This window comes from Mesorhizobium sp. M0768, from assembly GCF_040320195.1.
Lineage (GTDB): Bacteria > Pseudomonadota > Alphaproteobacteria > Rhizobiales > Rhizobiaceae > Mesorhizobium.
Genome location: NZ_JAMYPD010000014.1, coordinates 13,894 through 40,887, shown reverse-complemented (window position 1 = coordinate 40,887; position 26,994 = coordinate 13,894). Strand labels below are relative to the sequence as shown.

The following is a 26,994-nucleotide window of genomic DNA, read 5'->3' as shown; positions in this document are numbered from 1 at the left end:
GTGCGCTCTATTATCGCGGGACCATGCTGACGCTTTTCCACCATCCGATGTTCGCCAGCTGCCGCTTCGTCCGCCTCGCCTTTGGCGAGTATGGCGAGGAACTGGCGCTGATCGAAGAGAAGCCGTGGACGCGGCGCAAGGAGTTCCTGGCGCTGAACCCGGCCGGCACGCTGCCGATCCTGCTCGCCGAAGGCGACGTGCCGATCGTTGGCGCAGTGGTCATTGCCGAATATCTCGACGAGACGCGCGGGGTACTCAAGCGCGACAAGCGGCTGTTCGCCGAGGATCCGATGGAGCGCGCCGAAATCCGACGGCTGACCGATTGGTACCTCAACAAGGCGGAAAGCGAGGTTACCCGGCACCTAGTGCGCGAGCGCGTCCTGAAGCCGGTCATGCCGGAAACGGCAGGCGGCGGCTCGCCCGATTCGGCGGCGATCCGCGCCGCCCGCGCCAATATCCGCCAGCACATGAAATACACCAACTGGCTGGCCGGCACCCGTCATTGGCTGGCCGGCAACAAGGTCACCTATGCCGATCTCGCGGCGGCGGCGGCACTGTCGGTGCTCGACTATCTCGGCGAGATCGACTGGCGCGAACACAGCGCCGCGCGCGAATGGTATACAAGGGTGAAATCACGGCCTTCGTTCCGGCCGCTTCTGTCCGACCGGGTGCGCGGCCTGTCGCCGGTGTCACATTATGCGGACCTCGATTTCTGATACGGCAAAGCTGCGCGCGCTGATCGACCGCGAGGCGCGGAATGCCGGCTTCGACGCCGTTGCCGTCACCACGCCCGATGCGATTCCGCAGGCGCCGGAACGGCTGGCCGAATTCGTTGCCGACGGCTTTCACGGCTCGATGGGCTGGATTGCCGAAACGCTCGAGCGGCGAGGCAAACCGACGACGCTTTGGCCAGAGGTCCGCTCGATCATCGTGCTGGCGATGAATTACGGCCCCGACCACGACCCACGCGACATCCTGGCAAAGCGCGACCGCGGCGCGATCTCGGCCTATGCGCAGAACCGCGACTATCATGACGTGATAAAAGGCCGGCTGAAGGAGATCGCCGGCAAGATCGTGGCGCGCGCCGGCGCGGACGTGAAAGTGTTTGTCGACACCGCGCCGGTGATGGAAAAGCCGCTGGCCGAGGCGGCCGGCCTCGGCTGGCAAGGCAAGCACACCAACCTGGTCAGCCGCGCGCATGGCTCCTGGCTGTTCCTCGGCACCATCTTCACGACGGCCGAGCTGGTGCCGGACGCGCCTGAGAACGATCATTGCGGCTCCTGCCGGGCCTGCCTCGACGCCTGCCCGACGGACGCCTTTCCGGCGCCTTACCGGCTCGATGCGCGGCGCTGCATTTCATACCTCACCATCGAGAACAAAGGACCGATCCCGCATGAGTTCCGGGAAAAGATCGGCAATCGCATCTATGGCTGCGACGACTGCCTGGCCGCCTGCCCGTGGAACAAGTTCGCCCAAGCCGCTTCGGAGGCAAAGCTTGCCGCCCGCGCGGACTTGCGCGAACCGCCGCTCGCCGAGCTGCTGCGTCTCGACGACACTGCCTTCCGCACGCTTTTTTCGGGCTCGCCGATCAAGCGCATCGGCCGCGACCGTTTTATCCGAAACGTGCTGATAGCGGCCGGCAATTCCCAGGACTTGTCGCTGGCCGGCGCCGTTCGCGCGCTGCTCGACGACGCCTCGCCCCTGGTTCGCGGAGCTGCGGTATGGGCGCTGTCGCGGCTGGTGCCGGGTCGGGAGTTCGCCGAACGTGCCGCAGCCGCTTTGCAAGCAGAACATGACGAGGCGGTGAGAGGCGAATGGCTTCTGGCCCTGCCAAAGCCGATCGAGGCGCATACATGACAAAAAAGCAGATTTTCATCTTCGGCGCCGGCTATTCGGGCAGGGCCTTCGCCCGCGCCAACAGGGATGCCGACACAACGATCTTCGGTACAACACGGTCGCTGGAAAAATTCGCGGCGCTGCGGCAAGCCGGTATCGTGCCGCTGCGTTTCGATGGCACGCTGACCTCCGAAATCGGCGATGCCCTTGGGAAGACAACCCATCTCGTCGTCTCAGTCGCGCCGGACAAGGCCGGCGACCCGATGCTGGGCGCGGCACGCGAGGAGATCGCGGCCAACATGCCGGAGCTCGAATGGATCGCCTATCTCTCCACCGTCGGCGTCTATGGCGACCGTGGCGGCAATTGGGTGGACGAGGCCGCCGAATGCCGGCCGTTGTCGAAGCGGTCGGTGATGCGTGTTGCAGCCGAGCAGGATTGGCTACAATTGGGCCATGACATCCACCGGCCGGTGGCGATCCTGCGGCTTTCCGGCATTTACGGGCCGGGCCGCAACGCCCTGGTCAACCTGGAAAACGGCACTGCGCGGCGGCTGGTCAAGCCGGGCCAGGTGTTCAACCGCATCCATTGCGACGATATTGCCGGTGCGCTCTGGCATCTCGCCGAGGGCAATCGCGGCGGCATCTTCAACGTCACCGACGACCTGCCGGCGCCGCCGCAGGACGTCGTCGCCTATGCCGCCCAATTGATGGGCATCGAGCCGCCGCCCGAAATTCCGTTCGAGACCGCCCAACTTTCGCCCATGGCGCGGTCTTTCTACGGCGAGAACAAGCGTGTCGCCAACGCGGCAATCAAGGCGGCCGGTTATGGCTTTCGCTTTCCCGACTATCGCTCGGCGCTCGATGCCATGTGGGCGAGCGGCGACTGGCGCGACGGCGAGGCGCGCAGCCCGATGAAACGGTCATGATCGATACGTTGCGCGGGCTATGGTATGATGCGGTTCAAATCGCGGAGGGGTCCAGCTTGGGGAAGACGTTAGCGCGAGCCTTGCCGGGCAAAACGCTGCTGCTGACGGCAGTACTGGCCATCGCCGGCTTGGCGGCGCTTGCAACGCAGCCAGGGAGCGCCGAGCAACGGGCAAAGGACCTGTTCGGCGCCAAAAAGCTGCCGGCACTCGCAGCAGCGCAATCGATCGGCTTTTATTCCAAAGGCTGTTTTTCCGGCGGCGTCGCCCTACCCATGGACGGCCGGCACTGGGAGGTGATGCGACCGTCGCGCAATCGTCGCTGGGGCCATCCGGCAATGATCGCGCTGATCGAGAAACTGTCGCGCGATGCCGCTGCCGACGGCTGGCCGGGCTTGCTGATCGGCGACATCTCGCAACCGCGCGGCGGTCCGATGCTGACCGGCCATGCCTCGCACCAGATCGGCCTCGACGCCGACATCTGGCTGACGCCGATGCCCGACCGTAAGCTCTCGGCCGAAGAGCGCGAAAACATCAGCGCTACCTTGATGGTCGATGAAAAGACCCATTTGGTGAAGGACGGGCTGTGGACGCCGATGCACACGCGGTTGTTGAAGCGCGCCGCGAGCTATCCCGAAGTCGAGCGCATCCTGGTCAATCCCGGGATCAAGAAGAAGCTCTGCGACACGGTCAAAGGCGACCGTAGCTGGTTGCGCAAGGTCAGGCCGTTCTGGGGCCACGACTACCACTTCCACATTCGCATCGGCTGCCAGGCTGGATCACCCGACTGCAAGGCACAGGAAGCGACGGCGCCAGGCGATGGCTGCGACCAGGCGCTGGCCTGGTGGTTCACCGAGGAGCCGTGGCGCCCCAACAAGAACCCGGACAAGCCGAAGGCACGCGACCTGATGACGATGGCGAACCTGCCCAGGCAATGCCAATTCGTGCTCGACGCGCCAGCTCCGCCGTCGGCGGAAGCAGTCACCTACTATGGCGACGGCGTGCCGATCGCGGCCACCGCACCCGCTCTCGCAGCCGAGCTTGCGCCGCAGCCAACGGTCGCAGCCGGCGCGGCAGCGCTTCCGGCCTCGGCGAACGCCTTTGTGGCGATGCCCGAGATCGGCATTCCGCTGCCGCGGCCACGACCGGGGCACTGATGCGGGCAGCGTGTTCGCTGTCTGCATCCGTGCATCTCCACTTCGAAAACCGATTTCCCTTTTTGCGGTCATGCGCTAGTCAACGAGAGAACGGCGATACGCGTCGGGAACGGACGAGAGCATGCCAGGCGTAAGCGACGACGACACTCTGTTGCGATTTCCGATCCTGATCGGCGATATAGGCGGCACCAATGCGCGCTTCTCGATCGTACTAGACGCGAATTCCGAGGCCGGCGAGCCGACCATCGTCCAGACCGCCAACTTCAATACGATTGACGAGGCGATCCAGTCGGCCGTGCTCGACCGCTCGTCGGTCCGGCCGAATTCAGCTGTGCTGGCGGTAGCCGGTCCTGTCGAAAGCGACGAGATCCCGCTTACAAATTGCCCATGGATCGTCAAGCCGAGACAGATGTTCGCCAGTCTCGGTCTCAGCGACGTCGTGGTGCTCAACGACTTCGAGGCACAGGCGCTGGCTGTCGTCGCGCTCGGCGAAGAGCATATGGAGAAGATCGGCGGCGACGAGCCGGAACCGAATTCCGGGCGGGTGGTGCTCGGCCCGGGAACCGGCCTCGGTGTCGCCGGGCTGGTTTATGCGCTGCATCACTGGATACCGGTACCCGGCGAGGGCGGCCATATGGATATCGGCCCGCGCTCGCCGCGCGATTTCCAGGTGTTTCCGCATATCGAGAAGCTCGAGGGCCGCATCTCCGGCGAACAGATCCTGTCCGGCCGCGGCCTGGTCAATGCCTACCGGGCGGTGGCCAGGGCGGACGGCAAGCCGTCGCCCTTTACAACGCCTGCCGAGGTCACCGCCGCGGCGCTGGCAAAGAACGATCCGGTGGCCGAAGAGGCGCTGTCGATCTTCGTCACTTGCCTGGGGCGCACCGCCGGCGATCTCGCTCTGGTGTTCATGAGCCGCGGCGGCGTGTTTCTCACCGGCGGCATCGCGCAAAAAATCCTGCCGGCGCTGCGCACCGGCAATTTCCGCGCCGCCTTCGAGGACAAGGCGCCGCACAGCGCCCTGATGCGCGGCATGCCGGTCTACGTCATCACCCATCCGCTTGCGGCGCTTTTAGGGCTGGCCGCCTATGCCAGAAATCCGTCGCTGTTCGGCGTGCAGACGGCGGGGCGGCGCTGGCGGGTTTAGGACACAAGCTGCGCCGCGACGAAGTTTCGCCGTCCCCGGCCATAGGCAAGCCGCCATCGGGGCGTTAAGAGGTTGCCGAATTGCAGTCCGGCCGAACCGAAACCACAAAGCGCTCCAACGTGACAATTCCAGCACCAACCAAAGGGAAAGTCCGTCCCAGCGAGATCGTGGCGGTGATCCGCCGCATCATCGCCGAGAACAGCCGCGATTATCGCTGGTACTATGCTCTTGCCGTGCTGTGCCTGGTGACGATCGCGGCGACGACCGCCTTCACCGCCTGGATCATGAAGGACGTCGTCGATCAGATTTTCTACAAGCAGCGCGGCGATCTTATCGCGCTGATCAGCGTATCCATCCTGGCCGCCTTCATGCTGCGCGGCCTGGCCAGCTACGGCCAGGCAGTGACGCTGGCCAAGATCGGCAACAATCTGGTGGCGCGCTATCAGCGCCGCATCTTCAACCATCTGATGAAGCTCGGCGTCGGCTTCTTCAACGACACCCGCTCGGGCCGGCTCGCCGCGCAGATCAACGAGAACGTCAACGGCATCCGCGATCTCCTGTCGATGACGCTGACATCGCTGGCGCGCGATGCGGTATCGCTTGTCGCGCTGGTCGGCGTCATGATCTGGCAGGACCCGGTGCTCTCGGCGATGTCGCTGCTGATCGGGCCGCCGTTGATCTACAGTGTCACCTATCTGATGCGCCGGGTGCGTCGCATCACCCGCGAATCGGTACAGATCAACTCGCGGCTGATCGGTGCCATGCAGGAAGCGACGCAAGGCATCGCCATCGTCAAGGCCTTCACCCTGGAAGACGAGCTGTCGCGCCGCATCGGCGGCCTCGTCGCCGGCGCCGAGCAGCGGGCAAACAAGATCGCCCGCGTCTCGGAACGGCTGACGCCGATCTCCGACATGCTGGCCGGCTTCGCCGTCGCCGGCGTCATCGCCTATTCCGGCTACCGGGCGACCGTCGGCGGCCAGCCGCCGGGCGCCATCGTTGCCTTCCTCACCGCCCTGCTGCTTGCCTATGATCCGGCCAGGCGGCTGGCGCGTATGCAGGTCGGCATGGAAAAGTCGCTGGTCAATGCGCGCATGATCTACGAGCTTCTCGACCTCGAGCCGCAGCAAGGTGACGTGCCGGCAGCCGCCGAGGCGAAATTCACCTCTGGCGAAGTGCGCTTCAACAACGTGTCCTTCCGCTATGTCGAAGAGGCGCCGGTCCTGCACGATCTGACCTTTGTCGCCGCCGCCGGCAAGGTGACCGCCATCGTCGGCGCCTCGGGCGCCGGCAAGACGACGCTGGTTGCGCTGCTGCAGCGCTTCCATGACGTCGAGTCGGGCAGCATCGAAATCGACGGCCAGGACATTTCAAAGGTAACCAAGCATTCGCTGCGCGGCTCGATCGCCTATGTATCGCAGCAGCCCTATCTGTTCGAAGGCACCATCCGTGACAACATCCGCTACGGCAGGCTGAGCGCCACCGACGCAGAGATTGAACGCGCCGCCCAACAGGCCGCGGCACACGATTTCATCCGCCAGCAGCCGCAAGGCTACGACACGCCGGTCGGCGAGAACGGCGTGACGCTGTCGGGCGGCCAGCGCCAGCGCGTATCGATTGCACGCGCCATCGTTCGGCAGGCGCCGATCCTGCTGCTCGACGAAGCCACCTCGGCGCTCGACAACGAGGCCGAGGCCCGCGTCCAGGAAGCGCTGACCCATGTCATGGAAGGGCGCACCACCATTGTCATCGCGCACCGGCTGTCGACGGTGGTCAATGCCGATCATATCATCGTGCTGGAGCAGGGCCGGCTGGTCGAACAGGGCACGCATGCCTCGCTGATGGCCGACCCGCACAGCGTCTATGCGCGGTTCCATCGGGTGCAAGGCAGGAAAGGGCTGGGGCTTGTCGATGACGCCAAGCCAATCCAGACTGCGGCGCAAAATGATCACGCGAAAAAGGCGGTCGGGAGACATTCATGAGCGACACGCCGACCGTGAGTGAAATGGGCCTGGTGGTGGTGGGCGCGGCTGGCCGCATGGGCCAGGCGCTGATCCGCGCCATCCACACGATACCGGGCGCGCGTGTCGCCGGCGCCATCGCGCCGGCCGGTTCGCCACATCTCGGCAAGGATGCCGGCGAGCTGGCCGGCGTCGGCAGGCTCGGCGTGGCGATCGGCGACGATCCGCTGCCGGCCTTCGCCAAGGCCGACGGCGTGCTCGATTTCACCACGCCGGCAGCGACCGTCGAATTCGCCGGCTATGCGGCGCAGGCGCGCATCGTCCATATCATCGGCACCACCGGCTGCTCGGCTGAAGACAATGCCAGGATCGCGGCGGCGGCGCGGCACGCGACGGTGGTCAAGTCAGGCAATATGAGCCTCGGCGTCAATCTGCTGGCGGTGCTGGTTGAGCAGGCGGCGCGCGCGCTCGATGCCGACGATTTCGACATCGAGATCCTGGAAATGCACCACCGGCACAAGGTCGATGCTCCGTCGGGCACGGCGCTGCTGCTCGGCGAGGCCGCCGCTGCCGGGCGCGGCGTAGCACTTGCCGGCAACGATGTTCGCGTGCGCGACGGCCATACCGGCGTGCGCAAGGCAGGCTCGATCGGTTTCGCCAGCTTGCGCGGCGGCTCGGTGGTCGGCGACCACAGTGTGGTGCTGGCCGGTACCGGCGAGCGCATCACGCTTGCCCATCATGCCGAGGACCGGGCGATCTTTGCCCGCGGCGCGGTCAAGGCAGCCCTGTGGGCGCGCGGCCGCAAGCCGGGCCTCTATTCGATGCGGGACGTGCTCGGCCTGACAAGCTGATCCACAGATTTGGCTGATCCACAAGATTTGGCTGATCCACAAGATTTGAAGGAGCAAATATGTCGAGAACTCTCGTGCTCGTGCGCCACGGCCAGAGCGAATGGAACCTGAAGAACCTATTTACCGGCTGGCGCGACGTCGACCTGACCGAACTGGGTCATGCCGAGGCCAAGTCGGCCGGCGCCAAGCTCAGGGCGCGCGGCATGAAGTTCGACATCGCCTTCACGTCGTCGCTGATCCGGGCGCAGAAGACCTGCCAGCATATTCTCGACGCCGTTGGCCAGAGCGACCTCGAGACCATTCGCGACCAGGCGCTGAACGAGCGCGACTATGGCGATCTCTCCGGCCTCAACAAGGATGATGCGCGCAAGAAATGGGGCGAGGAGCAGGTGCATGTCTGGCGCCGCTCCTATGACGTGCCGCCGCCCGGCGGTGAAAGCCTGAAGGACACCGGCGCGCGCGTCTGGCCCTATTACCTGCACGATCTGCAACCGCATGTGCTGCGCGGCGGCACCGTGCTGGTGGCGGCGCACGGCAATTCGCTGCGCGCGCTGATCATGGCGCTGGACGGCAAATCGGGCGAGGAGATCGTCAAGCTCGAGCTCGGCACCGGTGTGCCGATCATCTACACGCTCAACGCCGATTCCACGGTGGCGTCGAAGGAAGTGCTGGAGCATTGAGCCGGAGAAGGAACGCGGCTTTCAAAAAAGCGCGTTGACACTCATCCCTCGCCCGCTTAATGAGCGCGCACCAGCCCAGATGGCGGAATTGGTAGACGCGCACGGTTCAGGTCCGTGTTCCGCAAGGAGTGGAGGTTCGAGTCCTCTTCTGGGCACCAAATTCCCGTTTCGAACCGATTGATGCGGTTTCAGAGACCCAAGAAAAAGCCCGGTTTGCCGGGCTTTTTCTTGATCCAATGCTCTAAGCTGCCTACCGTCAGCCATGGTATCCACAAGATATCCAACAATTATCCGTCCGGGTTAGGCAGCGATCTGTCGTTGCGACAGCGCAGCAGCGGAAGGATTTGGCCCGAGATCACTCTGGTGATCTTCTGTTGCTTGGCGTTGGTTACGACGTTCATGCACGCACATCCGTAGCCGTGACCCGAACCAGGCACATTGGTCTCGACGAATTGCCGCTCGTCAAAGGCCGGCACATTGTCGATGCCCTTGGGATCCGGGCGTCCCTGCATCTGGATCCACCAATCCCCGTCACTGTCGGTCAGGACGAGGTTGCCGGGGGTCGGGCTGGAGTACCAGCCACAACGGCGCTCGGCATGGGCGGCTGCAGACAAGGACATGATAGCCAGGCAGACACAGATAGCGAACAGTGGGCGCATGAATATCTCCTCCCTGAAGTAGGTCAGGTCGTGCCGCCGATCCGTTGGCGCCGGAGACGCGCATGACTTTTGCGAGCCTTATGGCTTCAACTTCGTGTCCACATGTTCTTCGATCAATCCGCAATGAAGCGTCACGGGCGCCCTTTGGACGTTGCTGAGTGGACCGTCGATGAAATCGCAGCCGAGCAGATTGACCGAGCTGCTCTTGCGCGCCGACGCAACGTTGACGTTGACATCGGGAGGGCCGGCAAGCCAGTCGAGACGCTTTGCGTCGACCTTGGCGCCGCTGATGCGGGCGTGGCCGCCTGTGCCCGGTATCTCCACCTCTTCGTCGTGCGGTGTGAGATCGATCAGGCCGACTTCGTTGGCGTGCTTCGCGGCGCTCGGCTTGGGGTCGCCGTAATAGGAGGCGAAGACGACGATTCCCTCCTTTTCAGCCGCGAGCTTGGCGGCTGCTTTCTTGGACAGCGTGACGTTGACGTCGAAGCCCATGTCATCCTGGGCTGTTGCCGGCACGGCAGATGCCAGCAGCACAGATGCCGCAATCGCCATTGCGAGCGATGATCCGCAGCGTTTCACAATCCCCTCCTTCAAGTCCCCACGCAGTGATGATGCCCCTCGCATTGTTCATATCTGGCAGCGACGTCATGCTCGCCGCCGGCTTGATCATGATCAAATAAGTTGCAGCACGTGTCAGTTCGCGGCCGGAACGGGGCAACTCAGATCGCCTTCCTTGCAATTCAGGTAACCCTCGAAGGCTTTGACACGGGATTGTGTCAGGCCGTCCATGCACTGCGCGATGAGCATTGGCATCATGCTTCCTCCGGCCGCGCCTGCGGTCTGGAAACTGCACTCCGCGTCGCGAAACTTGCCCCAATCCCGCTGTGCCTGAACAAGAAGCTTCTTGGTATCCGCATCGTCCTTCAGGCGGGCTTCGATCTGCTTGTAAAGCTCATTGAGCTTCTTGTCGGATTTCTGGAACTCGGCACCGAAGCACTGATTCATGGTGGCCTGATCCTTGGCATCGGCGCACTTGTCCTTGGCAAGGGCGAATGTCGGCGCAGCCAGAACCACGGCAGCAGTCAATATCGCTATTTTCATCGATTTCCCCTTCCGGTTGCAGTCAAGCTCTTAAGTTGCTCAGCCCCGCCCTATGTTCTCGTCAGCTGTCCGTTATTGCCACGATCGGCCCATGGCCCGATTATCTGGTTTTCATTGGATCAGCTTTGCCACCTTCGGCGACCGTGACGTTGCCGACCTTTCCTGAGCCGGTCAGCGTGCCGCCCTCCTTGACCATGACTTCGCCGGAGACCTCTCCGTCAACGACAAGCAGTCCCGAGACGGAAACGTCACCGGTCAAAGAGCCGGTCACATGCAACTCCGCTCCCGCCACCACTTCCGTCATGCCCGAATATTTGTTCTTGCCGCTCAGCGTCAGCTTGCCACCGGCAACAACGAGGCCGCCGCTGTCGCCGGCGTCATCAAAGTCCGCGATGGTTCCATCAAATTGCCCGTCGGCTGCTGTCAGGATCAGTCTGCCCGCGCCCAGATAGACCTCGCCTTTACCGCCAAGGTTGCGAATGGCCGTATCGTTCAGGGAGTGCGCCACCCCCCAGGGCTTCAGCTGGTTTCCTTTCTGGTCGAGGTTGAGCACACCGTCGACCATGACGCGCGATGAATGCTCGATGCTGGCCGGACCGGCCAGGGTAAGATACCCATCGGCCGCGATATGGGTTGTGCCGGTATAGGTATTGGCCCCGGTCATGCGCACGTCCGCGTCCTTCTCGATCGTGAAGTCGCCGGCGCCGGAGACGATGCCGGCCAGTCCGAGCCATCCGTTGCTTCCAGCATCGCTGGTCGCGCGATTCAACTGCACTTGATCCTTGGCAGCCGCGTCTGTCGTAAAGTTAGCAGCGCTGACAAAATAGGGTGAATATGCGGTCGTCCTGTTTTCCAGATCATTCATTATGGAATTGGACTCGAAGAATGGCAGACCGAGAATGAGACCGCCGACTTTCATCTCATCGCTTTGGCGGAGAATGTCGACATCATCATATTCACGGTTATTTATACCATCATCGAATCCAAAAAACTTGAAGTCGACTATCTCATCACCAAATTCAGCAATATGAAATCCTCTCGACTGAAGCTTATTCAAAATAGATTCTGTTGTAATATAAATAAAGCTTGTCGTGCCTGTATCCAATAAAACAGGTCCACTGAAATCAACCGATTGCTTCTTTCCCTTATGATCAAAGGAAATTTTATAACGGTAAGACCCTTCGTACTGACTGGATGCATTCGCGCCTGATCGCGGGAATCGTCTCTGGAGGAATTCGTAATCCAGTTCGCCCCACGGTATCAGGGCCGTAAACTGGGATCTCAGACTGGGGGACAAATTCAGCGTCAGGCAGGGAGCGCAGCCCGGTGTCGTCCTCTTTCCAAGATTTGCATTGGCGGAGACCACATAGCCGCTTTGCGTCTGACTGCCAGGAGCGGCGGTCTGGTCCCCCTTATCGATAAAATCGCCGGCTCCAAAGACGCCGTAAAACGGCGCCTCGTTACCGGGTTCGCCATTCTTCATGCTCTTGCGCGCATCAAGATCCGCATAAACCGGCGTATCGCCATGGTGGCCCACGGGCTTTTGCGTCACATTCGCATCCTCGAAGTCGCCGAAATCCTTGGTGAAGACGTAATCCACCACCCGACCTACGCTAAAGCCGCCGTCAAAGGTTACGGCAGGCTCCGAGGGATCATCTGGATCGTAATAGGACAGGCTGTCGACCCGGGCCTGTTGTACCCAACCTCCATAGGTGCCGTTTCCATAGGGGTACATTTCGGGCTTGCTGCCGCGCACCGGCTCTACGCCAGGGACACTCGAATCGATCTCAGCGTTGAACTCATCCGACCCGGTGTCGAATTCGAACAGACGAGGCTTGGCACCATTGATGCCCAACGCAATCCCGAGTTTGTGGTAGATGACTTCATCGCTGCCGGTTCCGAGGTGCCCAACAACATGTTGCAATGGAATGGGTATCGGGTCGGCAGCCTGGGCAAGGCCGGTCTGGCCGTTCTCCTCGGCCACGGCAGGTACGGCATGTGATGTGTTCGCTGCCGGAACGGGGCAGCTCGCATCGCCTTCCCTGCATTGCAGGTAACCCTCGAAATCTTTGACACGGGATTGCGTCAGGCCGTCCATACACTCCGCGATGAGCGTTGGAATTGCGCTTTCTCCGGCCGCTCCTGCGGTCTGGAAACTGCACTCTGCGTCGCGAAATTTGACCCAATCCCGCTGTGCTTGAACGAGAAGCGTCCTGATATCCGCGTCGTCGTTCAGGCGGGCTTCGATCTGCTTGTAAAGCTCGTTGAGCTTCTTGTCGGATTTCCTGGACGCGGCATCGGCGCACTCGTTCGGGGCGGACTGATCCTTGGCTGCGTCGTTGCACTTGTCCTGGGCAAATGCGAAAGCCGGCATGGCCAGAACGATGGCAGCGGTCAGCATCGCGGTTTTCATCGATGTCCTCGGTCTAGAACTGCCGGCACGGTCGCCGCTAGTTGGCATTGTCATCGTCCGATCCGTCAGCGTCGTTACTGTCATCCGACGTGTCGTCATTACTGTCGGTGCTGTTTTCGTCTTCACCATCTGCCGACGGGTCGTCATCGTCATTCTGATCGCTGGAATCGTCCTGATCATCGGAATCATTGTTGTCAGTGCTGTCATCCGACGCATCGTCATCCGTGCTATCGTCGTCGGTGTCGGTGCTGTTCTTGTCATCATCACCGTCTGTTGAGTTTTCATCGTCGTTCTGATCGCTCGAATCGTCCTGATCGGAACTGTTGTCGTCGGTACTGTCGGCCGGGTTATTGTCGTCAGTGTCGGTGCTGGTATCGTCGTCGTCAGCATCGGGAGAAGACACATTTGCGTCTGGACTGGCGTCGCCGGGCAGCGACTCGTCCCCGCGATAGCTTGTGTCATTGAGGCCCGTCTCCATCTCCTCGTCATACTCATCGACGATCTGCGTCCATTCCTCTCGATTGTCGACGCTCGTCCATTGGGAGATATTGTTGACCGAGATGTTGGTGTTGAAGTTGTTGACGGTGATGTTGGTGTTGACCTCGACGACATCTGCGACTTCTGTCCCGCGATTCACGCCAAACAGGAAACTGGTGGCACTCGCGGCAAGGGCGGCCCAAACGAACCTATCGACATCGCGCGGCGTCGAAATCGGTTGATGCCGCACTGTGGCAAGCACGTCACCCGGTCGGATGCCTTGCCGCGCGGCAACACCGTGGGGTGCAACGGCCAGGACATACACGCCGCGAAGCTTGGGCGGGATCTGGTAGCGGTGCCGAGAGGCGTGATTGATCGGTATCAGAACCGCGTTAAGAGCCCGGGAAACATAGGGTTTCGGCAGATCATATTTGCTGGCATACGCAACATTGATCGTGTGCGGGACAGCTACACTCACAACAGCCGTCATTTTCACTGAAGTTGCCAATGCACGGGCGAGCTGCATTATCAGTCTGGATTTTCGAACGGTTTGCATTTTGCACATCCTGCAGCTGATGATTGGAGTCGATCTCAGAGCCCCGGCGCCCCGGAGCGCTCACCAATCATTCTCCCCCTGCACCAACGGTCAGCGGCAATTTCCAGCGATCATCACCGTCGTTCCGTAACTTCCTCGGCAAAACACTTTGCCAGGTCTTGCGGCGCTCCGAGCTTCTTCGCCCAGGATACCAGTTCAGGTTTTTCCGACGGCTCGGCATAGCCGCCCCACACGTCGCGAAACTGCTTCTTTCCGTCGACTGTCTGGAAGAACATCACGCCGTCGTCGCTCACCGGCGTGGAGACGTAGGCGGCGCTCCAGCTGCCGCTCTCCATGATCGTGAAGAACTTTGCCTGAGCGGGCTTGAACTTATTGGTCATCGCCGAGACGACGAGAGGGGCATATTCCTGCTTGCGCGCCTTCGTCACTTCGACCTTTATACCGTCACAGGCGTTATTCGCAGCGAAAGCGGACGTCAGCGCCATTCCCAACCCCGCAAGGCCGACCATAACGATTTTGGCATGTCGCCGGACCAGGCCGCTGAATTCAGACATGATTGGCTTCCTCCTTGTTCGCCCCCGAGTCCGTTAATCGGAATCGTCATCGTCGGATGAATTGTCATCGTCCGGTGTATCGACCTCGCAGCCGATGCCGCGGCAGCCTTGGTAGTTGCCTTGCGTATCGAAGTTGGGATTGCCTTCTCTGTCGTACTGCGGTCTGTCGTCGATACTTTGATCCCCGTCATCAGGATCGTCGACTTTACATCCGAGCCCATGGCAGCCGATGTAACGGCCCCTGGTATCGAAGTTGGGATTGCCGTTCCTGTCGAACTGCGGCCGATAGTCAATCTGTCGGCCACCTTTATGGGGCCGATCAGCCAGGCAGCCCTTTCCGCGACAACCGCCGTAGTCGTCGGTGGTACAACCGGCGATCGCCATCAAAGCAGTGGCCAAGGTCGCATAGATTACGAATTTCATGATTCATTCCTCCGACTGGCTGGCGGCGGACATCGTCCATATCGGAAGGCCATTGCAGGCGGCGATCCCCGCTTTTGCCGCGAAGGCTGGCGCCAATCGGAGGAGGGCAAAGCTTCGCCGGCCATCAAACGAGAGCCAGGCTGTGGGCGATGCATTCGACGACTTAGCCGACGGTTGCCGTAGTCTCTTGCGTCGGGTCGAACGCTCCCGGCCGGGGCCGCCGCATTAGCGAGTGTCAATATTCCTCTCCATGCTTAGTGCCCCGTCCGCCCAAGCATGTTTCAACGATCCGCTGACGCGGCTGTGCTTCCAAGAAATGCATCCAAGTCAGCCTATGACAAGGACAAATCCCAATATCGCAGGATTGAATTTTGCAAATGCTTAATAATTCGGAATCAGCACGGGCTATCTTAGCAGATACTGAAATGTGACCAGCAGCAAGATTCCGGAATGCTTCCTTAGGTTTGTTCTCATTAAGCCGAGTTAGTACAAGCAATATTCTATGCTGTTGTGAATTTTGCGCCAGCTCTACAAAAAGGGCGCGACGAACCCACCCCAATCGCGATCTATTGTGGTATTTTTTCGAACCCAGCCAACCCTTGCGAGGGCCGAAAGAAACGTGCCCTTTGCCCGACTTTTCAACGCTGCGGAGTGCCAAATAGAGGCACAGTGGGGGCGGCACATCCCACAAAAGCTCGCAGAGGCGGCTGCGGCCGACCGGATGCGGCGCCAGCGCCAGATAGGCGAGCAGCGCACACAGCTTGCGCGATTTTGGGAGCCGGCTGATCGACCAGAACATCGCGCAAGGGCATTATCTCGGCGCGCTGATCGCGGCCGAACCGGCACTCGAACTGGTAGCGCCGGTGAGCATCAACATCGTGTGCTTTCGCTACCGCGCGGACGGACTGGGCGGGGAGCGCCTGAAAGCGCTCAATACCGAGATCATGCTGAGGCTGCAGGAAGAAGGCATCGCCGCCATTTCCGACACGACGGTGCATGGCCAGCATAGCCTCAGGGTGGCGATCAACAACCACCGCACCCGGCGCGACGATCTGGACCTGCTGGTGCGGGAGACCGTGCGGCTTGGACTGGAGATTTCAAGGCCTGGCGTGGCTCTTCCTTCTCCCCTTGTGGGAGAAGGTGGACGCGAAGCGGCCGGATGAGGGGTGTTCCAGCTTGATACTGACGGCACTCCGTCCGCACCCCTCAACCGTCTTGGCGCTGCGCGCCAATCCACCTTCTCCCACAAGGGGAGAAGGAAGAAAGAGCGGCGCTGGCCCCGACAATTGGTCGTCTGCAAGGCTACGCCTCGAGCCAGACCTTCTCGAAATGCTGCTCGAGCGATTGGTGCTGCTCGCAGCCATGCACGCCCTTGCGGTAGGTGCGGTAGACCGAGCGCCAGTAGGGCTGGATGATGACGCCGGAATCGCGCAGATTCTGTTCGATCTTGGCCATGAGCTCCTTGCGGGCGCCGGGATCGGGCATCGCCAGCGCCTTGTCGAGCAGACTGTCGAATTCCGGATCGGCGTAGGCGGTCTCGTTCCACGCGGCGCCAGACTTATAAGCGAGCGCCAGCACCTGGACGCCGAGCGGCCGGCCGAGCCATTCCGTGCAGGAGAAAGGATATTTGCTCCAGTCGTTCCAGAAGGTCGCGGCCGGCAGCACGGTGCGCTTGATCTTCAGCCCGGCCTCGCGCATCTGCGCGGCGATGGCGTCGCCGGAGCTCTTCTGCCAGTCGACGTCGACCGAGATGAGTTCGTATTCGTGGTCGGCCTTGCCGGCCTCGGCGAGCAGGGCCTTGGCTTGATCAATGTTGCGGACGGCCGGGCCGATATCGGCATATTCGGGATGCATCGGCCCGACATGATGGTTCTCGGCAGGCTTGCCGCGGTTGTCCATGCCGATCTTCAGCACGGCGGCGTTGTCGACGGCGAGCTGGGCGGCGCGGCGCACCTTGATGTCGTCATAGGGCGGATTGCCGATATTGAACCGCGCGACGATGGTCGAGCCGGTGGCGATTTCCGAATTGCTCAGGCCCATGGAGTCGGTCTGCGCAACCGTGTCGGAGGCGGTTTCGTGATCGGTGTCGATCTCGCCCGATTCGAAGGCCGACAGCATCGCATTGGGGTCGGAGCCGTAGTCCACCCATTTGATGCCGTCGAGGTAGAACTCGCCCTTCCACCATGGCTTGTCTTTGCGGCGGACTTCGGCGCCGACCTCGGCGTCCCATGCCACGAGTTCGCAAGGCCCGGTGGTGATCGCCAATGCCTTCAGCGGATCGCCGTCGCCTTCATAGCTGCGGTGCATGATCAGCGCCGGGTAGTCGGCCATGCCGGCGATCAGCGAAATGTCGGGCTTCGGCAAATTGAGCCGCACGGTGACGTCGTCGACGCGCTCGATGCCGCCGTCGACGGGCTTCTTGGTATCGGCGTTGACCAGTGCGCCCATGCGCGCGGCGACTGAATTGCCGGCGACGGACGCATCACACCAGCGCGTCAGATTGTGGATCACGTCGTCGGCGTTGAAGGTGTCGCCGTTCGACCAGGTGATGCCCTTGCGGACATGCAGCGTCAGGACGCGGGCGTCGTCGCTGGTCTCCCAGCTCTCGAGCAGCCATGGCTCGAAGGTGAAGTCGCGCTTCCAGCGCACCAAATATTCGTTGCACTGGCGGGCGACGTTGGACATCTCGACGCCGTCGAAGGTGCGCGGATCCTTCCAGCCCTTGACGTTCATGGCAACGCGCAAGACGCCGCCGCGCTTCGCCTCCTCGGCCCTGGCCGGTGACGGCGCAAGCCCGCCAAGCGCCAGCGCGCCGGCAGCGCTGACACCGAGCGCAGCCATGGTGGCGAGATATTCGCGCCGGTTCATCTGGCCTTTCTTGAAGCCATCGGCGACGGGCTCGGCCTGCGGATGCAGTTTTCGATCGGTCAGCATGAACTTCATTGTCGTCATTCCCCTGTTGTTGGCACCTCTGCCGATCGCCAAACGCGGGGGACGGATGCGATCGCCGGAGCGCCATTGCCTTGGGGATGATAGGGCGAGCGCCCGTGGGGGAGTGTTCGGACTTCCGCAGTTCTTGTGCGCTGTTCCGCAAGCGGGAGGTCCCCTCACCCGGATTGCCAACCGAATTGCGAAGGGCAGTTCGGGGCAATCCGACCTCGCCCCCGGGGGAGAGGAGGTCGCCTGCGTTGATGCCAGGCTCTTCTCGCCAGCGGGGAGAAGGTGGACGCGAAGCCGCCGGATGAGGGGGCCTTCGCAACCTCAGTAAGGCCAGTCGCCTTTGCCAAGCGCGGCGATGGCCGCAATGATGCGGGCGAAGGCTTCACCGGCGCGCGGAACGGTTTTGCGGGCGCGCAGGAAACTGTGCACCAGACGCGGCTCCTCGCGCCACCAGGCGCGGCCGCCGGCGGCGAGGATGCAGTCGCGATAGGCCTCGCCGTCGGAGGACAGCGGATCGCACTCGGCCGTGATGATGAAGGTCGGCGGCAGGCCGGAGAAATTGCTGCCTCGGAGCGGCGAAAAGGTCGGATCGTCGGGCGACTGTGCCTTTGCGGAGCGCACGTTGCGATAGAATTCGATATCGCGCAACGTCAGCAGCGGCGCTTCGGCGTGCTCGACACAGGAGCCGGCGCTCTCTTTGCCAACTGGTTCCGGGCCGCCGAGCTCGGGATAGATCAGCACCTGGCCGATCGCATGGCGAGGATGACGGTGTGTCGCCTGTGCCACCGCAGCGGCCAGATTGCCGCCGGCGCTTTCGCCGCAGAGCACTATCGGCAGGCCGGCCGTCGCCGTCGCCCATTCGAATACGGCCAGCGCATCGTCGAAGGCGGCCGGATGCAGATGCTCGGGCGCCAGCCGGTAATCGGCGGACAGCACGGCAAAGCCGGTGCCGGCGCATATCTCGGCGCAGATGTCGTCATGGCTGTCGAGCCCGCCAAGGACGAAGCCGCCGCCGTGATAATAGACAACCATCGCCTGCGGCGCCGTGCCCGCCATCTGGTAACGTCGGACCGGGATCGCACGGTCGCCGGCAGGAACCGCGCTGTCGCTGGCCTTGACACCAGGTGGATAGGGCTCGCGAAACGTCCGGCACATGGCATTATAGACCGCCCGCTGCCTGTCGATCGGCATGTAGACGATTTCGGGCGGATACCACTCGTTGACCCGATCGATATAGGCCCACAGCTCCGGATCGAGCAGCGTCTGGTATTTTCCGCGCCCTCTCGTTCCGGGTCGCTCGGCCTCGGTGATCATCGCTGCGCGATCCCGCTCAGAGCTCGGCGTAGAGCCGGGCAGCATTTTCATAGCTGAAGCGCAGCGGCACCGAGCCCTCGACCTGCCAGGCTTCGACCGTCTCGCCTGCCAGCAGCCGGCAGGCGCCGTCGGTGGTGGTGACGGCACCGCCATAGAGCCGGTTGGCAAGGTTGAGGATGGCCGTCTGGTGCATCGCCGTGCTGCCACTGCCGCAGGCATCCTTGACCAGCAGCACTCGAAACCCGAGCGCCACCGCATCCTTGACGGTGGCATCGATGCAGGCCTCGGTCCAGACGCCGGCAACGACCAGCCACTCGATGCCATCGGCCTTCAGCCGCTCGGCGGCAGGCCCCGCGCGGAAGGCGCTGGCATCGGTCTTGACCAACATCATCTCGCCTGTCGCCGGGCCCACTTCCGCGCAGATCGCAGTCAGCGGATCGTCCTTGTCGGAAAATGCCGACTTGCCGCTGGCCTCGACCGGGTGGAACGGCCGCGCCGTGGCGAGATCGACGATATAGGCCCAGTGATACAAAGGCACATGATTGGCCCGTGCTGCTGTCTGCAGGCGCTGGACGTTGGCGAGGATATCGCCATAGCCTTCGACCAGATAGCGCTTGTCCCGCCGATGCTCCTCCTGGAGATCGATAAACACCGCCGCCGCCTTGCCGCGCTTGATCGAGATCGGGCTTTTCATGCAAAACTGCCTGTCAGCACTCAAACGTGTCTGTCAAGGAAATCATCCTCATAGGGGAAGCGCGACAGGAGCTCGGTGCCGGTCTCGGTGATCAGGATCTCGTCTTCCAGCTTGACGCCCTCGCGGCCGCCCTTCTCGCCGATATAGCTTTCGACGCTGACCACCATGCCGGGCACGATGAAACCGTCGCGGCCATAGGTCTCGTAGTCCATGGCGTGCGCTATGAACGGCGTTTCGCCATGCATGCCGACGCCGTGCATGACCGAGGTATAACGCTGGTCGACGAAGCGGTCCGGTATCTTCCAGGCCCTTTCGGCAATCTCGCGAAACGCCATGCCCGGCTTGACGACCCCGATATTGTGCTGAACCTGGTCGTGCGCCATGCGGTAGAGCGACTTCTGATAATCCGTCGGCTTGCCCGGTCCGCAACGGAAGGTGCGCGAAAAGTCCGAATAATAGCCGTAGCAGCCGATCGTATCGGTATCGAGCGCCAAGAGTTCGCCCGGCCTGATCTTGCGGCCGCTCGCCTCGTTGAACCACGGATTGGTGCGCTGGCCCGAGGTCAGCAGCCGGGTCTCGATGAACTCGCCGCCTTGCCGGATGACCTCACCATACATGATGGCGAACAGCTCGTTTTCGGAAACGCCAGGTTTGATCGCCTCGCGCACGGCATAGACCGCAGCCTCGGCACCAGCCATCGACACCTGCAGGCATTTTACTTCCTCGGGCGTCTTGACCGCGCGCACCGCCAAAATCTCGCCCTGGCAATCCCGCACCTCGCAGCCGCGCTTTTCGAGCGCCAGTGCCTGCAGATGACTGCAGCGGTCAAGGCCGAGCTTCATCGAGCCGCCGCCATGCACCTTGAGCAATTCGGCGATCTCATCGGCGAACGGGCCGGCGGTCTCGTCGTCGCGGCCTGACACCGACGACCAGACCAGCTTGGACGGACGCGCCTCGTCGATCGTGTCGAGCACCATCGAGACATGGTAGCTCTGCGGATATTCGAACAGCACGATCGGCCCTTCGGTGGGTATGAAGAAATAGCGCGTCGAGTTGCGCAGGAAATAGCCGAACATGTTGCGCGAACCGGTGGCGTAGCGCTGGTTGTAGGGATCGAACAAAACGACGCCGCCATAGCCGGCCTCGCGCATCCAGGCGCGCAGCCTGGCAAGCCGGCCCTTGCGCAGCGCGTCGGCGTCGATGAAGGACGGCTCGGTGTCCGACAGCCACATACCGCCGGCCGGATCCGCCGCCGCCGGATGGCGCATGCGATCCCTAAAGTCGACATCCTCGGTGCTGTCGGGGTCAAAAACGACGATGCTCATGGGTGCCTCCTGGAAGCGGCGAGGATGGGCCATGCGCCGCGTAGAGGCTGTGCGCGATACCGCAGATGTTGTGCCGGATGCCGCAGCCCCGACGCGCCGGCGATCCTTCGCGCCCCTCTCTGTCCTGCCGGACATCTCCCCCACGAGGGACCACGAGGGGGGAGATCGGCAGCTTCGCCGATGGCGCTACTCTCGCGATGTTGGCACGCGATGTTGGCAATTGGCGAAAGCGGAGGCGACGGCCAATCTCCCCCCTTTGTGGCCCTTTGTGGGGGAGATGCCCGGCAGGGCAGAGAGGGGCGCTGTCCCGCCAACATCCGAAATACCTAATGTCTGCGCATCACCTTCGGCGCATGGCCATGCTCCTCCCGAAACGCCCGCGCAAAACTCGACATCGAGGCGAAGCCGCAGGCCAGCGCCACGTCGCGCACCATCAGCGTCGAATGCGCCAGGAGGTCGGCGGCACGCTTCAGCCGCAGGCGGCGGTAATAGCCGTTGGGCGAGATACTGAGTTCGGAGCGGAAATTGCGTTCGAGCTTATCGGAGGAGATACCAAGTCGCCCCGCCAGTTCCGCCATGCCGAGCCGCTCCTCCACCGCATCCTCCATGATGGCGATGGCCGACAGCACCAGTTCGTTCTGCACGCCGGTCCGCAGCCTGAGCGGCATCAGCTTGCGGTCGACGCTGGAGCGTAGCGGGCTGTGCACAAACCATTCGGCGACGCCGGCGGCCAGTTCGGCGCCATAATCGCCGGTGATGATCTCCAGCATCATGTCGAGGCTGCCGACGCCACCGGCCGAAGTGAAGCGCTTGCGGTCGATGACATAGAGATCGCGCCTCAGCTCGATGTCCGGAAACGCTTCGGTGAAGGCAGCCTGGCTGGTCCAGTGCAAGGTGCAGGCATGACCGTCGAGCAGGCCGGCCCGAGCTAGGAAGAAGGCGGCATCCGCCACCGCGCCGATATGGGCACCGCCGCGCAGGCTTTTGCGGATCCAGCTCACGGCATCCTCGGCGACGAGATGATCGGCGTCACCGCCTGAGCAGACGACGATGCGATCGACCTTCGGCGCGTCATGGGCGGAAAAGCCGGGCTGAATGACGACGCCATTCGAGGCCTCGACGGGGCCTTCGGCGGCGCCGACGATGATCCAGCGGTACCAGTCCCGCTTGGCCAGCACGTTCGCCGCGCGCAGCGGCTCGATCACCGAGCTGAACGCCATCATCGGAAAGCCTGGGAAGACCAGGATGGCGAAGGTGAGCGGGGTATCGCTTGCCGTCGGTTGGTTGCGTTGTCGGTTGTTCATAGCTTCCGGAGCCAGGCAGCAAGGTGGATCTGGAAGCTACAATTCTGCCAGATGGCGCCAAGGTCAACGGAATAGAATGTAAGACACATGGATATGGGTGCAGAATAAGCGCCGCTCGTTCGCGATCCTTCACGCCCCCTCTGTCCTGCCGGACATCTCCCCCACAAGCGGGGAGATCGGCAGCTTCGCCGTCCCGTGCGTGTTTCAGCGTTGGAGGTTGGCGAAAGCGCAAGATGACGGCCAAATTCCCCCCTCGTGGCCGAGATGCCCGGTAGGGCAGAGGGGGGCACTGTCCTGCCGACGTCTCGCAGGTTCTTGTTGGCGGGCTCAGCTCGCCAGCGCCTGATCCAGATCCGCGATCAGATCGTCGCCATCCTCGATCCCGGCCGACAGCCTTACCAGCGAATCCGAAATCCCGATCTCGGCGCGTTTTTTCGCCGGGATCGAGCCGTGCGTCATCAGCGCCGGGTGCTCGATCAGGCTTTCGACGCCGCCGAGGCTTTCGGCCAGCGTGAACAGTTGCGTATGTTCGAGGAAGCGTTTGGTGCCGGCGAGGTCGCGGTCGAGCTCGACCGTGATCATGCCGCCGAAGGCGTGCATCTGCCGCCTGGCGATGGCGTGCTGCGGGTGGCTGGGCAGGCCGGGATAGATGACACGGCGGATGTCGGGACGGCTTTCCAGCCAGTGCGCGATCTTCTGGCCGTTCGACGAATGACGCTCCATCCTCAGCGCCAGCGTCTTCAGTCCGCGCAGCGCCAGGAAACTGTCGAACGGCCCGGAAATGGCGCCGATGGCGTTCTGCAGAAATTTCAGCCGGTCAGCGAGATCCTTGTTGTCGCCGACCACGGCGACGCCGCCGACCATGTCGGAATGGCCGTTGAGGTATTTTGTCGTCGAATGGACCACGATGTCGATGCCGAGCTCCAGCGGCCGCTGCAGATAGGGGCTGCAGAAAGTGTTGTCGGCGACTGAGAGCACGCCTTTGCGCCTGGCAAGTGCTGCGACGCCTTCGAGGTCGACGACACGCAGCAGCGGGTTGGTCGGCGTCTCGACCCAGAGCATTTTGGTTTCCGGGCGGATCGCCGCCTCGACCGCGGCAAGATCGGTGAAGTCAACGAAGTCGACCTGGAGGTTGGCGGAGCGCTTGCGCACCCGCTCGAGCAGCCGAAACGTGCCGCCATAGATGTCGTCGGTGGCGACGATGTGGGCGCCGGAATCGAGCAGTTCGAAAATAGTGGCGATCGCTGCCAGCCCCGAAGCGAAGGCGAAGGCGGCTGTGCCGCTTTCGAGATCGGCCACAGCGCGTTCGAAGGCGAAGCGGGTCGGGTTCTGGCTGCGGGCATATTCAAAGCCCTTGTGCACGCCCGGGCTCTGCTGACCGTAGGTCGAAGTGGCATAGATCGGTACCATCACCGCGCCCGTCGTCGGGTCGTGGCTCTGGCCGCCATGGATGGTGCGCGTCGAAAAGGCGAGGCGGTTTTTGCCCGATACGGTGGCTTTGACGGTCATCGGGCGCGCCTCAGATGGTTGATCAGGTCAATGCGTGTTATCAGCCCGATGAATTCGTCGCCGTCGAAGACGATGGCGACCTCGTTGCGATCAAACACCGGCAGCAACGCGTCCAGCGTCTGGCTGGCTTGCAGCGTGTGCAGGGTAGAGGTCATGGCCGTACTGACCGGAGCCTTGAAGCGGTCCCAGCGGCTGTCATAGGGGCCTTCGACCTTGGCGAGGATATCGCTTTCGTCGATGATGCCGACGAGCTTGCCCTCGTCCAGCACCGGCAGCTGCGAGACGTCCGAGCGGCGCATACGGCCATAGGCGTTGAGCAGGCTTTCGTCCGGACCGACATACACGGTGTCACCGGTGCGGTGCGAACGCATCACCAGATCGCGCAAATCGCCATGCTGCTCCTGCTCGGCAAGGCCCTGCTCGGCCAGCCAGAAGTCGTCGAACACTTTCGACAGGTACTTGTTGCCGCTGTCGCAGACGAAGGTGACGACGCGCTTCGGCACGGTCTGCTCGCGGCAATAGCGGAGCGCTGCCGAAAGCAACGTGCCGGACGACGAGCCGGCGAGGATGCCTTCCTTCGAAAGCAGGTCGCGCACCGCCAGCATGCTCTGCTTGTCGGGGATGGAATAGGCCTTCCTGACCAGCGACAGATCGGCATTGGGCGGGACGAAATCCTCGCCGATGCCTTCGACGGTCCAGCTCCCGGCCTCTATCATCTTGCCGGTCTTGATCAACGGCGCCAGCACCGAGCCGACCGGATCGGCCAAAATCATCTCGGTCTTTGGCGAGACTTTCGCAAAGTAGCGGCCGAGCCCGGTCAGCGTGCCGCCGGACCCGACGCCGACGACAACCGCATCGACGTCGCCTTCGAGCTGTTGGAAGATTTCCGGTCCGGTCGTGGTTTCATGAGCCAGCGGATTGGCCGGGTTGGCAAACTGGTTGGCATAGAAGGCGCCGGGCAGCTCGGCGGCGATCTTTTCGGCCATGTCCTGATAATATTCGGCATGACCCTTGCCGACATCGGAACGCGTCATCCGCACCTCCGCGCCGAGCGCCCGCAAATGCTGGATCTTTTCGCGCGACATCTTGTCGGGGACGACCAGGATGATGCGGTAGCCCTTGGGGATGCCGACCTGGGCGAGACCAAGACCGGTGTTGCCGGCGGTCGCCTCCACAATCGTCCCGCCGCGCTTCAGTTTGCCCTGTTTTTCGGCGGCGGCAATCATCGACAGCGCGATGCGGTCCTTGATCGAGCCGCCGGGATTCTGGCTTTCGAGCTTGATGAACAGCCGGCACTTGCCGATGTCGAATTTGGTCAGCTCGACGACCGGCGTCTGCCCGATCAGGTCGAGAACCGAGGCATAAGGCGGGCGCAGGCGGGACGATGCATCGTCCGATGCCACGATCTTGTGCTTGCTCATGTCAGATGCTCCGTTGCCAGAATGAGCAACCGCCCTGGAAGACGGCAACCTACCGTCTTTTCCAGCCGTTTGCAGTTGGAAAGAAGATAGATCGTGCCAATCCGGCCGCCAGCAGGGGAATGGAATTTCGCGAAAGCTTCGTCGGCCTGCAGGCAGGGGCAAAAGATTTGCAGAACCCGCTTAGGGTTCAGGCGATCGCGGCCTGGGCTTCGATCTCGATCAGACAATCCGGATTGCCGAGGCCGGCGACGCGCAGCACCTTGATGATCGGCGGCGCGCCACGGTTTGCCCAGAACGCCATCCAGGCGCCGAAGGCCGGCCCTATGTCCAGGTCGCCGGCGATATAGACCGAGAGGCTGACGAGGTCTTCAGGCTTTGCCCCACCGGCTTCCAGCACCTTTGCCAGGTTGGAAAGCGCCTGAGCGGTCTGTGCAGCGAGATCGTCCCTGGCGACGGTCCGGCCTTGCGCGTCGACGCCATTCTGGCCGCCGACCAGCACGATGCGCGCGGATGCCGGCAGCGACACGCCGTGCGAATAGGCCGGATTGCTGTGCATGCCCTCGGGGTTCAGCCTTTCGATGGTCACCGCGCTTTTCTCCTCTTCAGCAAAAATTATCCTGCGGCCGCCCATAGGATCAACGGCAATCGTGCGGGCGTTTCAACGCACCATCTCGTTCGTTGCGGCCGCCGATTCCGCCATGCTACCCGGCGCTGGGCGAACAGCAATGCAAGGAACGGCCGATGAAGATTCTTGCCTATGACAATTTCAAGCCCGGCGTCACGCTCGACGATTTGCGGCCTTATCTGCGCGACGAAGTGTCGAATGTCTGGCGGCTCTGGAAGGCGGGGATCGTGCGGGAGAATTATGCGCGCGCCGATATTGGCGGCGTCATCATCGTCTTCGAGCTCGACAGCGTCGCGGAAGCGCGGCGCTACACCGAGGACTTCCCGCTGTCCAAGGCCGGGCTGCTAGAATGGCACTTCATCGCCTTCGACGCGCCATTGCCGCTGGAATTCCTGTTCGATCCGACGGTCGATATCGCCAAGCCATGGGACCGGACTGCGGCATGATCCGGTCGAGCGACGGGATCGAAATCCCGGCCAGCCTGGCTGAGTGGGGCGATCCGCGCCGCACGGCGCTGGTGGTCTACGACATGCAGGTCGGCATCTGCCGACAGGTGGCCCGCGCCGCGACCATCGTCGAGCGTACCGGTACGGTGCTAGAAGCGGCGCGCGGGGCCGGAATGCGGGTGGCGTTCACGCGCCACCTGTCGCTGCCGCGCAAATGGATGGGCGCGACGCAGCTGCGCACCGCCATGGCCTGGCAGCGGCGCGACAGCCCCGACACGGTCGAGCCGTGGTTCCCGCGCGACGCCGAAGCGACGCGGATCGTGCCCGAGCTGGACCCCCGCGCGGACGAGGCGGTATTCGACAAGCTCACGATGTCGGCGTTCGATTCCACCGCGCTCGGCTTTGCCTTGCGCGATTGCGGCGTGCGCACGATAGCGCTCGCTGGCATCGCCATGGAGATCGGCATCGAGCCGACCGTTCGCCAGGCGACCGACAATGGCTTTGTCGCCGTGGTAATCGAGGATGCCTGTGGCTTCGGCAACCGCGAAGCGCGCGACCGCTCGATGGCAACGCTACGCTTCCTCGGCGAAGCCGTCCTCACCGACGTCGCAAGCTTCTGCAGCGCGCTTGCCGGCGCGGGTTGAGGGCAATCGGCTTGCCGCGCGACCTACCGTTTCACGG

Annotated in this window: 26 protein-coding genes and 1 tRNA gene; 12 read left to right on the top strand and 15 right to left on the bottom strand. The window is 62.7% G+C overall.

The window, feature by feature from the left end; all coding sequences use genetic code 11:
- Nucleotides 1-23: 23 nt before the first annotated feature.
- The 9 genes from NKI08_RS18735 to NKI08_RS18695 all read left to right on the top strand — a co-directional run bounded on the left by NKI08_RS18735 (nt 24) and on the right by NKI08_RS18695 (nt 8,710).
- Complete coding sequence (locus NKI08_RS18735; protein ID WP_023678968.1) at nt 24-716, top strand: glutathione S-transferase family protein; 693 nt, start codon at nt 24-26, stop codon at nt 714-716.
- A complete protein-coding gene (queG, locus tag NKI08_RS18730) occupies nt 697-1,857 on the top strand; it encodes a tRNA epoxyqueuosine(34) reductase QueG (protein ID WP_352771368.1) in 1,161 nt (386 codons plus the stop codon). The genes NKI08_RS18735 and queG overlap by 20 nt, the downstream gene beginning before the upstream one ends.
- The gene (locus NKI08_RS18725) at nt 1,854-2,762 is read left to right on the top strand and encodes an SDR family oxidoreductase (RefSeq protein ID WP_352683987.1); all 909 of its coding nucleotides are present in this window, start codon (nt 1,854-1,856) and stop codon (nt 2,760-2,762) included. The genes queG and NKI08_RS18725 overlap by 4 nt, the downstream gene beginning before the upstream one ends.
- A gap of 56 nt (nt 2,763-2,818) precedes the next feature.
- Nucleotides 2,819-3,916, top strand: a complete 1,098-nt coding sequence (gene mepA, locus NKI08_RS18720) for a penicillin-insensitive murein endopeptidase (protein WP_502899645.1) — start codon at nt 2,819-2,821, stop codon at nt 3,914-3,916.
- Between the two features lie 121 nt (nt 3,917-4,037).
- The gene (locus NKI08_RS18715; protein WP_352771364.1) at nt 4,038-5,063 is read left to right on the top strand and encodes a glucokinase; all 1,026 of its coding nucleotides are present in this window, start codon (nt 4,038-4,040) and stop codon (nt 5,061-5,063) included.
- A 119-nt stretch (nt 5,064-5,182) separates the two neighbouring features.
- A complete protein-coding gene (locus tag NKI08_RS18710) occupies nt 5,183-7,042 on the top strand; it encodes an ABC transporter ATP-binding protein (protein WP_352771485.1) in 1,860 nt (619 codons plus the stop codon).
- Nucleotides 7,039-7,872, top strand: a complete 834-nt coding sequence (gene dapB, locus NKI08_RS18705; protein ID WP_352683980.1) for a 4-hydroxy-tetrahydrodipicolinate reductase — start codon at nt 7,039-7,041, stop codon at nt 7,870-7,872. Before NKI08_RS18710 ends, dapB begins: the two co-directional genes overlap by 4 nt.
- Before the next feature lie 59 nt (nt 7,873-7,931).
- A complete protein-coding gene (locus NKI08_RS18700; protein ID WP_352473555.1) occupies nt 7,932-8,552 on the top strand; it encodes a 2,3-bisphosphoglycerate-dependent phosphoglycerate mutase in 621 nt (206 codons plus the stop codon).
- A gap of 73 nt (nt 8,553-8,625) precedes the next feature.
- Nucleotides 8,626-8,710 (top strand) — tRNA-Leu (locus NKI08_RS18695).
- Nucleotides 8,711-8,839: 129 nt separating this feature from the next.
- Here NKI08_RS18695 and NKI08_RS18690 read toward each other — a convergent pair.
- From NKI08_RS18690 to NKI08_RS18660, 7 genes are all read right to left on the bottom strand, one after another.
- Complete coding sequence (locus tag NKI08_RS18690) at nt 8,840-9,211, bottom strand: DUF4087 domain-containing protein (RefSeq protein ID WP_352473554.1); 372 nt, start codon at nt 9,209-9,211, stop codon at nt 8,840-8,842.
- 78 nt (nt 9,212-9,289) lie between these two features.
- The gene (locus tag NKI08_RS18685; RefSeq protein WP_352614725.1) at nt 9,290-9,790 is read right to left on the bottom strand and encodes a hypothetical protein; all 501 of its coding nucleotides are present in this window, start codon (nt 9,788-9,790) and stop codon (nt 9,290-9,292) included.
- A gap of 114 nt (nt 9,791-9,904) precedes the next feature.
- Nucleotides 9,905-10,312 carry a lysozyme inhibitor LprI family protein gene (locus NKI08_RS18680; RefSeq protein WP_352771361.1) on the bottom strand — a complete coding sequence of 136 codons (408 nt, stop codon included), beginning with the start codon at nt 10,310-10,312 and terminating at the stop codon, nt 9,905-9,907.
- A 100-nt stretch (nt 10,313-10,412) separates the two neighbouring features.
- Nucleotides 10,413-12,725, bottom strand: a complete 2,313-nt coding sequence (locus NKI08_RS18675; RefSeq protein ID WP_352771359.1) for a lysozyme inhibitor LprI family protein — start codon at nt 12,723-12,725, stop codon at nt 10,413-10,415.
- Nucleotides 12,726-12,762: 37 nt separating this feature from the next.
- Nucleotides 12,763-13,758 (bottom strand): Do family serine endopeptidase, encoded by a 996-nt coding sequence (locus NKI08_RS18670; RefSeq protein ID WP_352771357.1) that lies wholly within the window; start codon nt 13,756-13,758, stop codon nt 12,763-12,765.
- 113 nt (nt 13,759-13,871) lie between these two features.
- Nucleotides 13,872-14,312 carry a hypothetical protein gene (locus tag NKI08_RS18665; RefSeq protein ID WP_352473549.1) on the bottom strand — a complete coding sequence of 147 codons (441 nt, stop codon included), beginning with the start codon at nt 14,310-14,312 and terminating at the stop codon, nt 13,872-13,874.
- Nucleotides 14,313-14,345: 33 nt separating this feature from the next.
- On the bottom strand, nt 14,346-14,735 hold the full coding sequence (locus NKI08_RS18660) for a hypothetical protein (RefSeq protein WP_352614715.1): 390 nt from the start codon (nt 14,733-14,735) through the stop codon (nt 14,346-14,348).
- A 761-nt stretch (nt 14,736-15,496) separates the two neighbouring features.
- Between NKI08_RS18660 and NKI08_RS18655 the strand changes: the two genes are divergently transcribed.
- Entirely contained in the window at nt 15,497-15,898 is a 402-nt protein-coding gene (locus NKI08_RS18655; RefSeq protein ID WP_352683973.1) for a hypothetical protein, read from the top strand.
- Nucleotides 15,899-16,037: 139 nt separating this feature from the next.
- On the opposite strand, the gene NKI08_RS18650 is transcribed toward NKI08_RS18655, so the two are convergent.
- From NKI08_RS18650 to NKI08_RS18615, 8 genes are all read right to left on the bottom strand, one after another.
- Complete coding sequence (locus NKI08_RS18650; protein WP_352771355.1) at nt 16,038-17,678, bottom strand: ABC transporter substrate-binding protein; 1,641 nt, start codon at nt 17,676-17,678, stop codon at nt 16,038-16,040.
- Nucleotides 17,679-17,996: 318 nt separating this feature from the next.
- The gene (locus tag NKI08_RS18645) at nt 17,997-18,989 is read right to left on the bottom strand and encodes an alpha/beta hydrolase (protein ID WP_352771353.1); all 993 of its coding nucleotides are present in this window, start codon (nt 18,987-18,989) and stop codon (nt 17,997-17,999) included.
- 16 nt (nt 18,990-19,005) lie between these two features.
- The gene (locus tag NKI08_RS18640; protein ID WP_352539770.1) at nt 19,006-19,683 is read right to left on the bottom strand and encodes an isochorismatase family protein; all 678 of its coding nucleotides are present in this window, start codon (nt 19,681-19,683) and stop codon (nt 19,006-19,008) included.
- A 20-nt stretch (nt 19,684-19,703) separates the two neighbouring features.
- Complete coding sequence (locus tag NKI08_RS18635) at nt 19,704-21,008, bottom strand: M24 family metallopeptidase (protein WP_352539769.1); 1,305 nt, start codon at nt 21,006-21,008, stop codon at nt 19,704-19,706.
- A 326-nt stretch (nt 21,009-21,334) separates the two neighbouring features.
- Entirely contained in the window at nt 21,335-22,312 is a 978-nt protein-coding gene (locus NKI08_RS18630; RefSeq protein WP_352458590.1) for a GlxA family transcriptional regulator, read from the bottom strand.
- A 327-nt stretch (nt 22,313-22,639) separates the two neighbouring features.
- Nucleotides 22,640-23,821: a cystathionine gamma-synthase gene (locus NKI08_RS18625; protein WP_352458589.1), complete on the bottom strand. Its 1,182-nt coding sequence runs from the start codon at nt 23,819-23,821 to the stop codon at nt 22,640-22,642.
- Entirely contained in the window at nt 23,818-25,242 is a 1,425-nt protein-coding gene (locus NKI08_RS18620; RefSeq protein WP_352542812.1) for a pyridoxal-phosphate dependent enzyme, read from the bottom strand. Before NKI08_RS18620 ends, NKI08_RS18625 begins: the two co-directional genes overlap by 4 nt.
- A 187-nt stretch (nt 25,243-25,429) precedes the next feature.
- Nucleotides 25,430-25,828: a RidA family protein gene (locus NKI08_RS18615; protein ID WP_352771349.1), complete on the bottom strand. Its 399-nt coding sequence runs from the start codon at nt 25,826-25,828 to the stop codon at nt 25,430-25,432.
- 155 nt (nt 25,829-25,983) lie between these two features.
- On the opposite strand from NKI08_RS18615, the gene NKI08_RS18610 reads away from it, so the two are divergent.
- On the top strand, nt 25,984-26,313 hold the full coding sequence (locus NKI08_RS18610; RefSeq protein WP_352458586.1) for a hypothetical protein: 330 nt from the start codon (nt 25,984-25,986) through the stop codon (nt 26,311-26,313).
- Complete coding sequence (locus tag NKI08_RS18605) at nt 26,310-26,957, top strand: cysteine hydrolase family protein (protein ID WP_352771347.1); 648 nt, start codon at nt 26,310-26,312, stop codon at nt 26,955-26,957. The genes NKI08_RS18610 and NKI08_RS18605 overlap by 4 nt, the downstream gene beginning before the upstream one ends.
- Nucleotides 26,958-26,994: the final 37 nt, after the last annotated feature.

Bases quoted from the DNA above. Each gene is read 5' to 3' on its own strand.
- NKI08_RS18660 (WP_352614715.1), bottom strand. From the start codon at position 14,735: ATGAAATTCGTAATCTATGCGACCTTGGCCACTGCTTTGATGGCGATC.
- NKI08_RS18625 (WP_352458589.1), bottom strand. From the start codon at position 23,821: ATGACCGTCAAAGCCACCGTATCGGGCAAAAACCGCCTCGCCTTTTCG.
- NKI08_RS18640 (WP_352539770.1), bottom strand. From the start codon at position 19,683: ATGAAAAGCCCGATCTCGATCAAGCGCGGCAAGGCGGCGGCGGTGTTT.
- NKI08_RS18670 (WP_352771357.1), bottom strand. From the start codon at position 13,758: ATGCAAACCGTTCGAAAATCCAGACTGATAATGCAGCTCGCCCGTGCA.
- NKI08_RS18680 (WP_352771361.1), bottom strand. From the start codon at position 10,312: ATGAAAATAGCGATATTGACTGCTGCCGTGGTTCTGGCTGCGCCGACA.
- NKI08_RS18650 (WP_352771355.1), bottom strand. From the start codon at position 17,678: ATGAAGTTCATGCTGACCGATCGAAAACTGCATCCGCAGGCCGAGCCC.
- NKI08_RS18630 (WP_352458590.1), bottom strand. From the start codon at position 22,312: ATGAACAACCGACAACGCAACCAACCGACGGCAAGCGATACCCCGCTC.
- dapB (WP_352683980.1), top strand. From the start codon at position 7,039: ATGAGCGACACGCCGACCGTGAGTGAAATGGGCCTGGTGGTGGTGGGC.
- NKI08_RS18735 (WP_023678968.1), top strand. From the start codon at position 24: ATGCTGACGCTTTTCCACCATCCGATGTTCGCCAGCTGCCGCTTCGTC.
- NKI08_RS18700 (WP_352473555.1), top strand. From the start codon at position 7,932: ATGTCGAGAACTCTCGTGCTCGTGCGCCACGGCCAGAGCGAATGGAAC.
- queG (WP_352771368.1), top strand. From the start codon at position 697: ATGCGGACCTCGATTTCTGATACGGCAAAGCTGCGCGCGCTGATCGAC.
- NKI08_RS18690 (WP_352473554.1), bottom strand. From the start codon at position 9,211: ATGCGCCCACTGTTCGCTATCTGTGTCTGCCTGGCTATCATGTCCTTG.
- NKI08_RS18675 (WP_352771359.1), bottom strand. From the start codon at position 12,725: ATGAAAACCGCGATGCTGACCGCTGCCATCGTTCTGGCCATGCCGGCT.
- NKI08_RS18620 (WP_352542812.1), bottom strand. From the start codon at position 25,242: ATGAGCAAGCACAAGATCGTGGCATCGGACGATGCATCGTCCCGCCTG.
- NKI08_RS18715 (WP_352771364.1), top strand. From the start codon at position 4,038: ATGCCAGGCGTAAGCGACGACGACACTCTGTTGCGATTTCCGATCCTG.
- NKI08_RS18635 (WP_352539769.1), bottom strand. From the start codon at position 21,008: ATGAGCATCGTCGTTTTTGACCCCGACAGCACCGAGGATGTCGACTTT.
- NKI08_RS18610 (WP_352458586.1), top strand. From the start codon at position 25,984: ATGAAGATTCTTGCCTATGACAATTTCAAGCCCGGCGTCACGCTCGAC.
- NKI08_RS18645 (WP_352771353.1), bottom strand. From the start codon at position 18,989: ATGATCACCGAGGCCGAGCGACCCGGAACGAGAGGGCGCGGAAAATAC.
- NKI08_RS18605 (WP_352771347.1), top strand. From the start codon at position 26,310: ATGATCCGGTCGAGCGACGGGATCGAAATCCCGGCCAGCCTGGCTGAG.
- NKI08_RS18665 (WP_352473549.1), bottom strand. From the start codon at position 14,312: ATGTCTGAATTCAGCGGCCTGGTCCGGCGACATGCCAAAATCGTTATG.
- NKI08_RS18725 (WP_352683987.1), top strand. From the start codon at position 1,854: ATGACAAAAAAGCAGATTTTCATCTTCGGCGCCGGCTATTCGGGCAGG.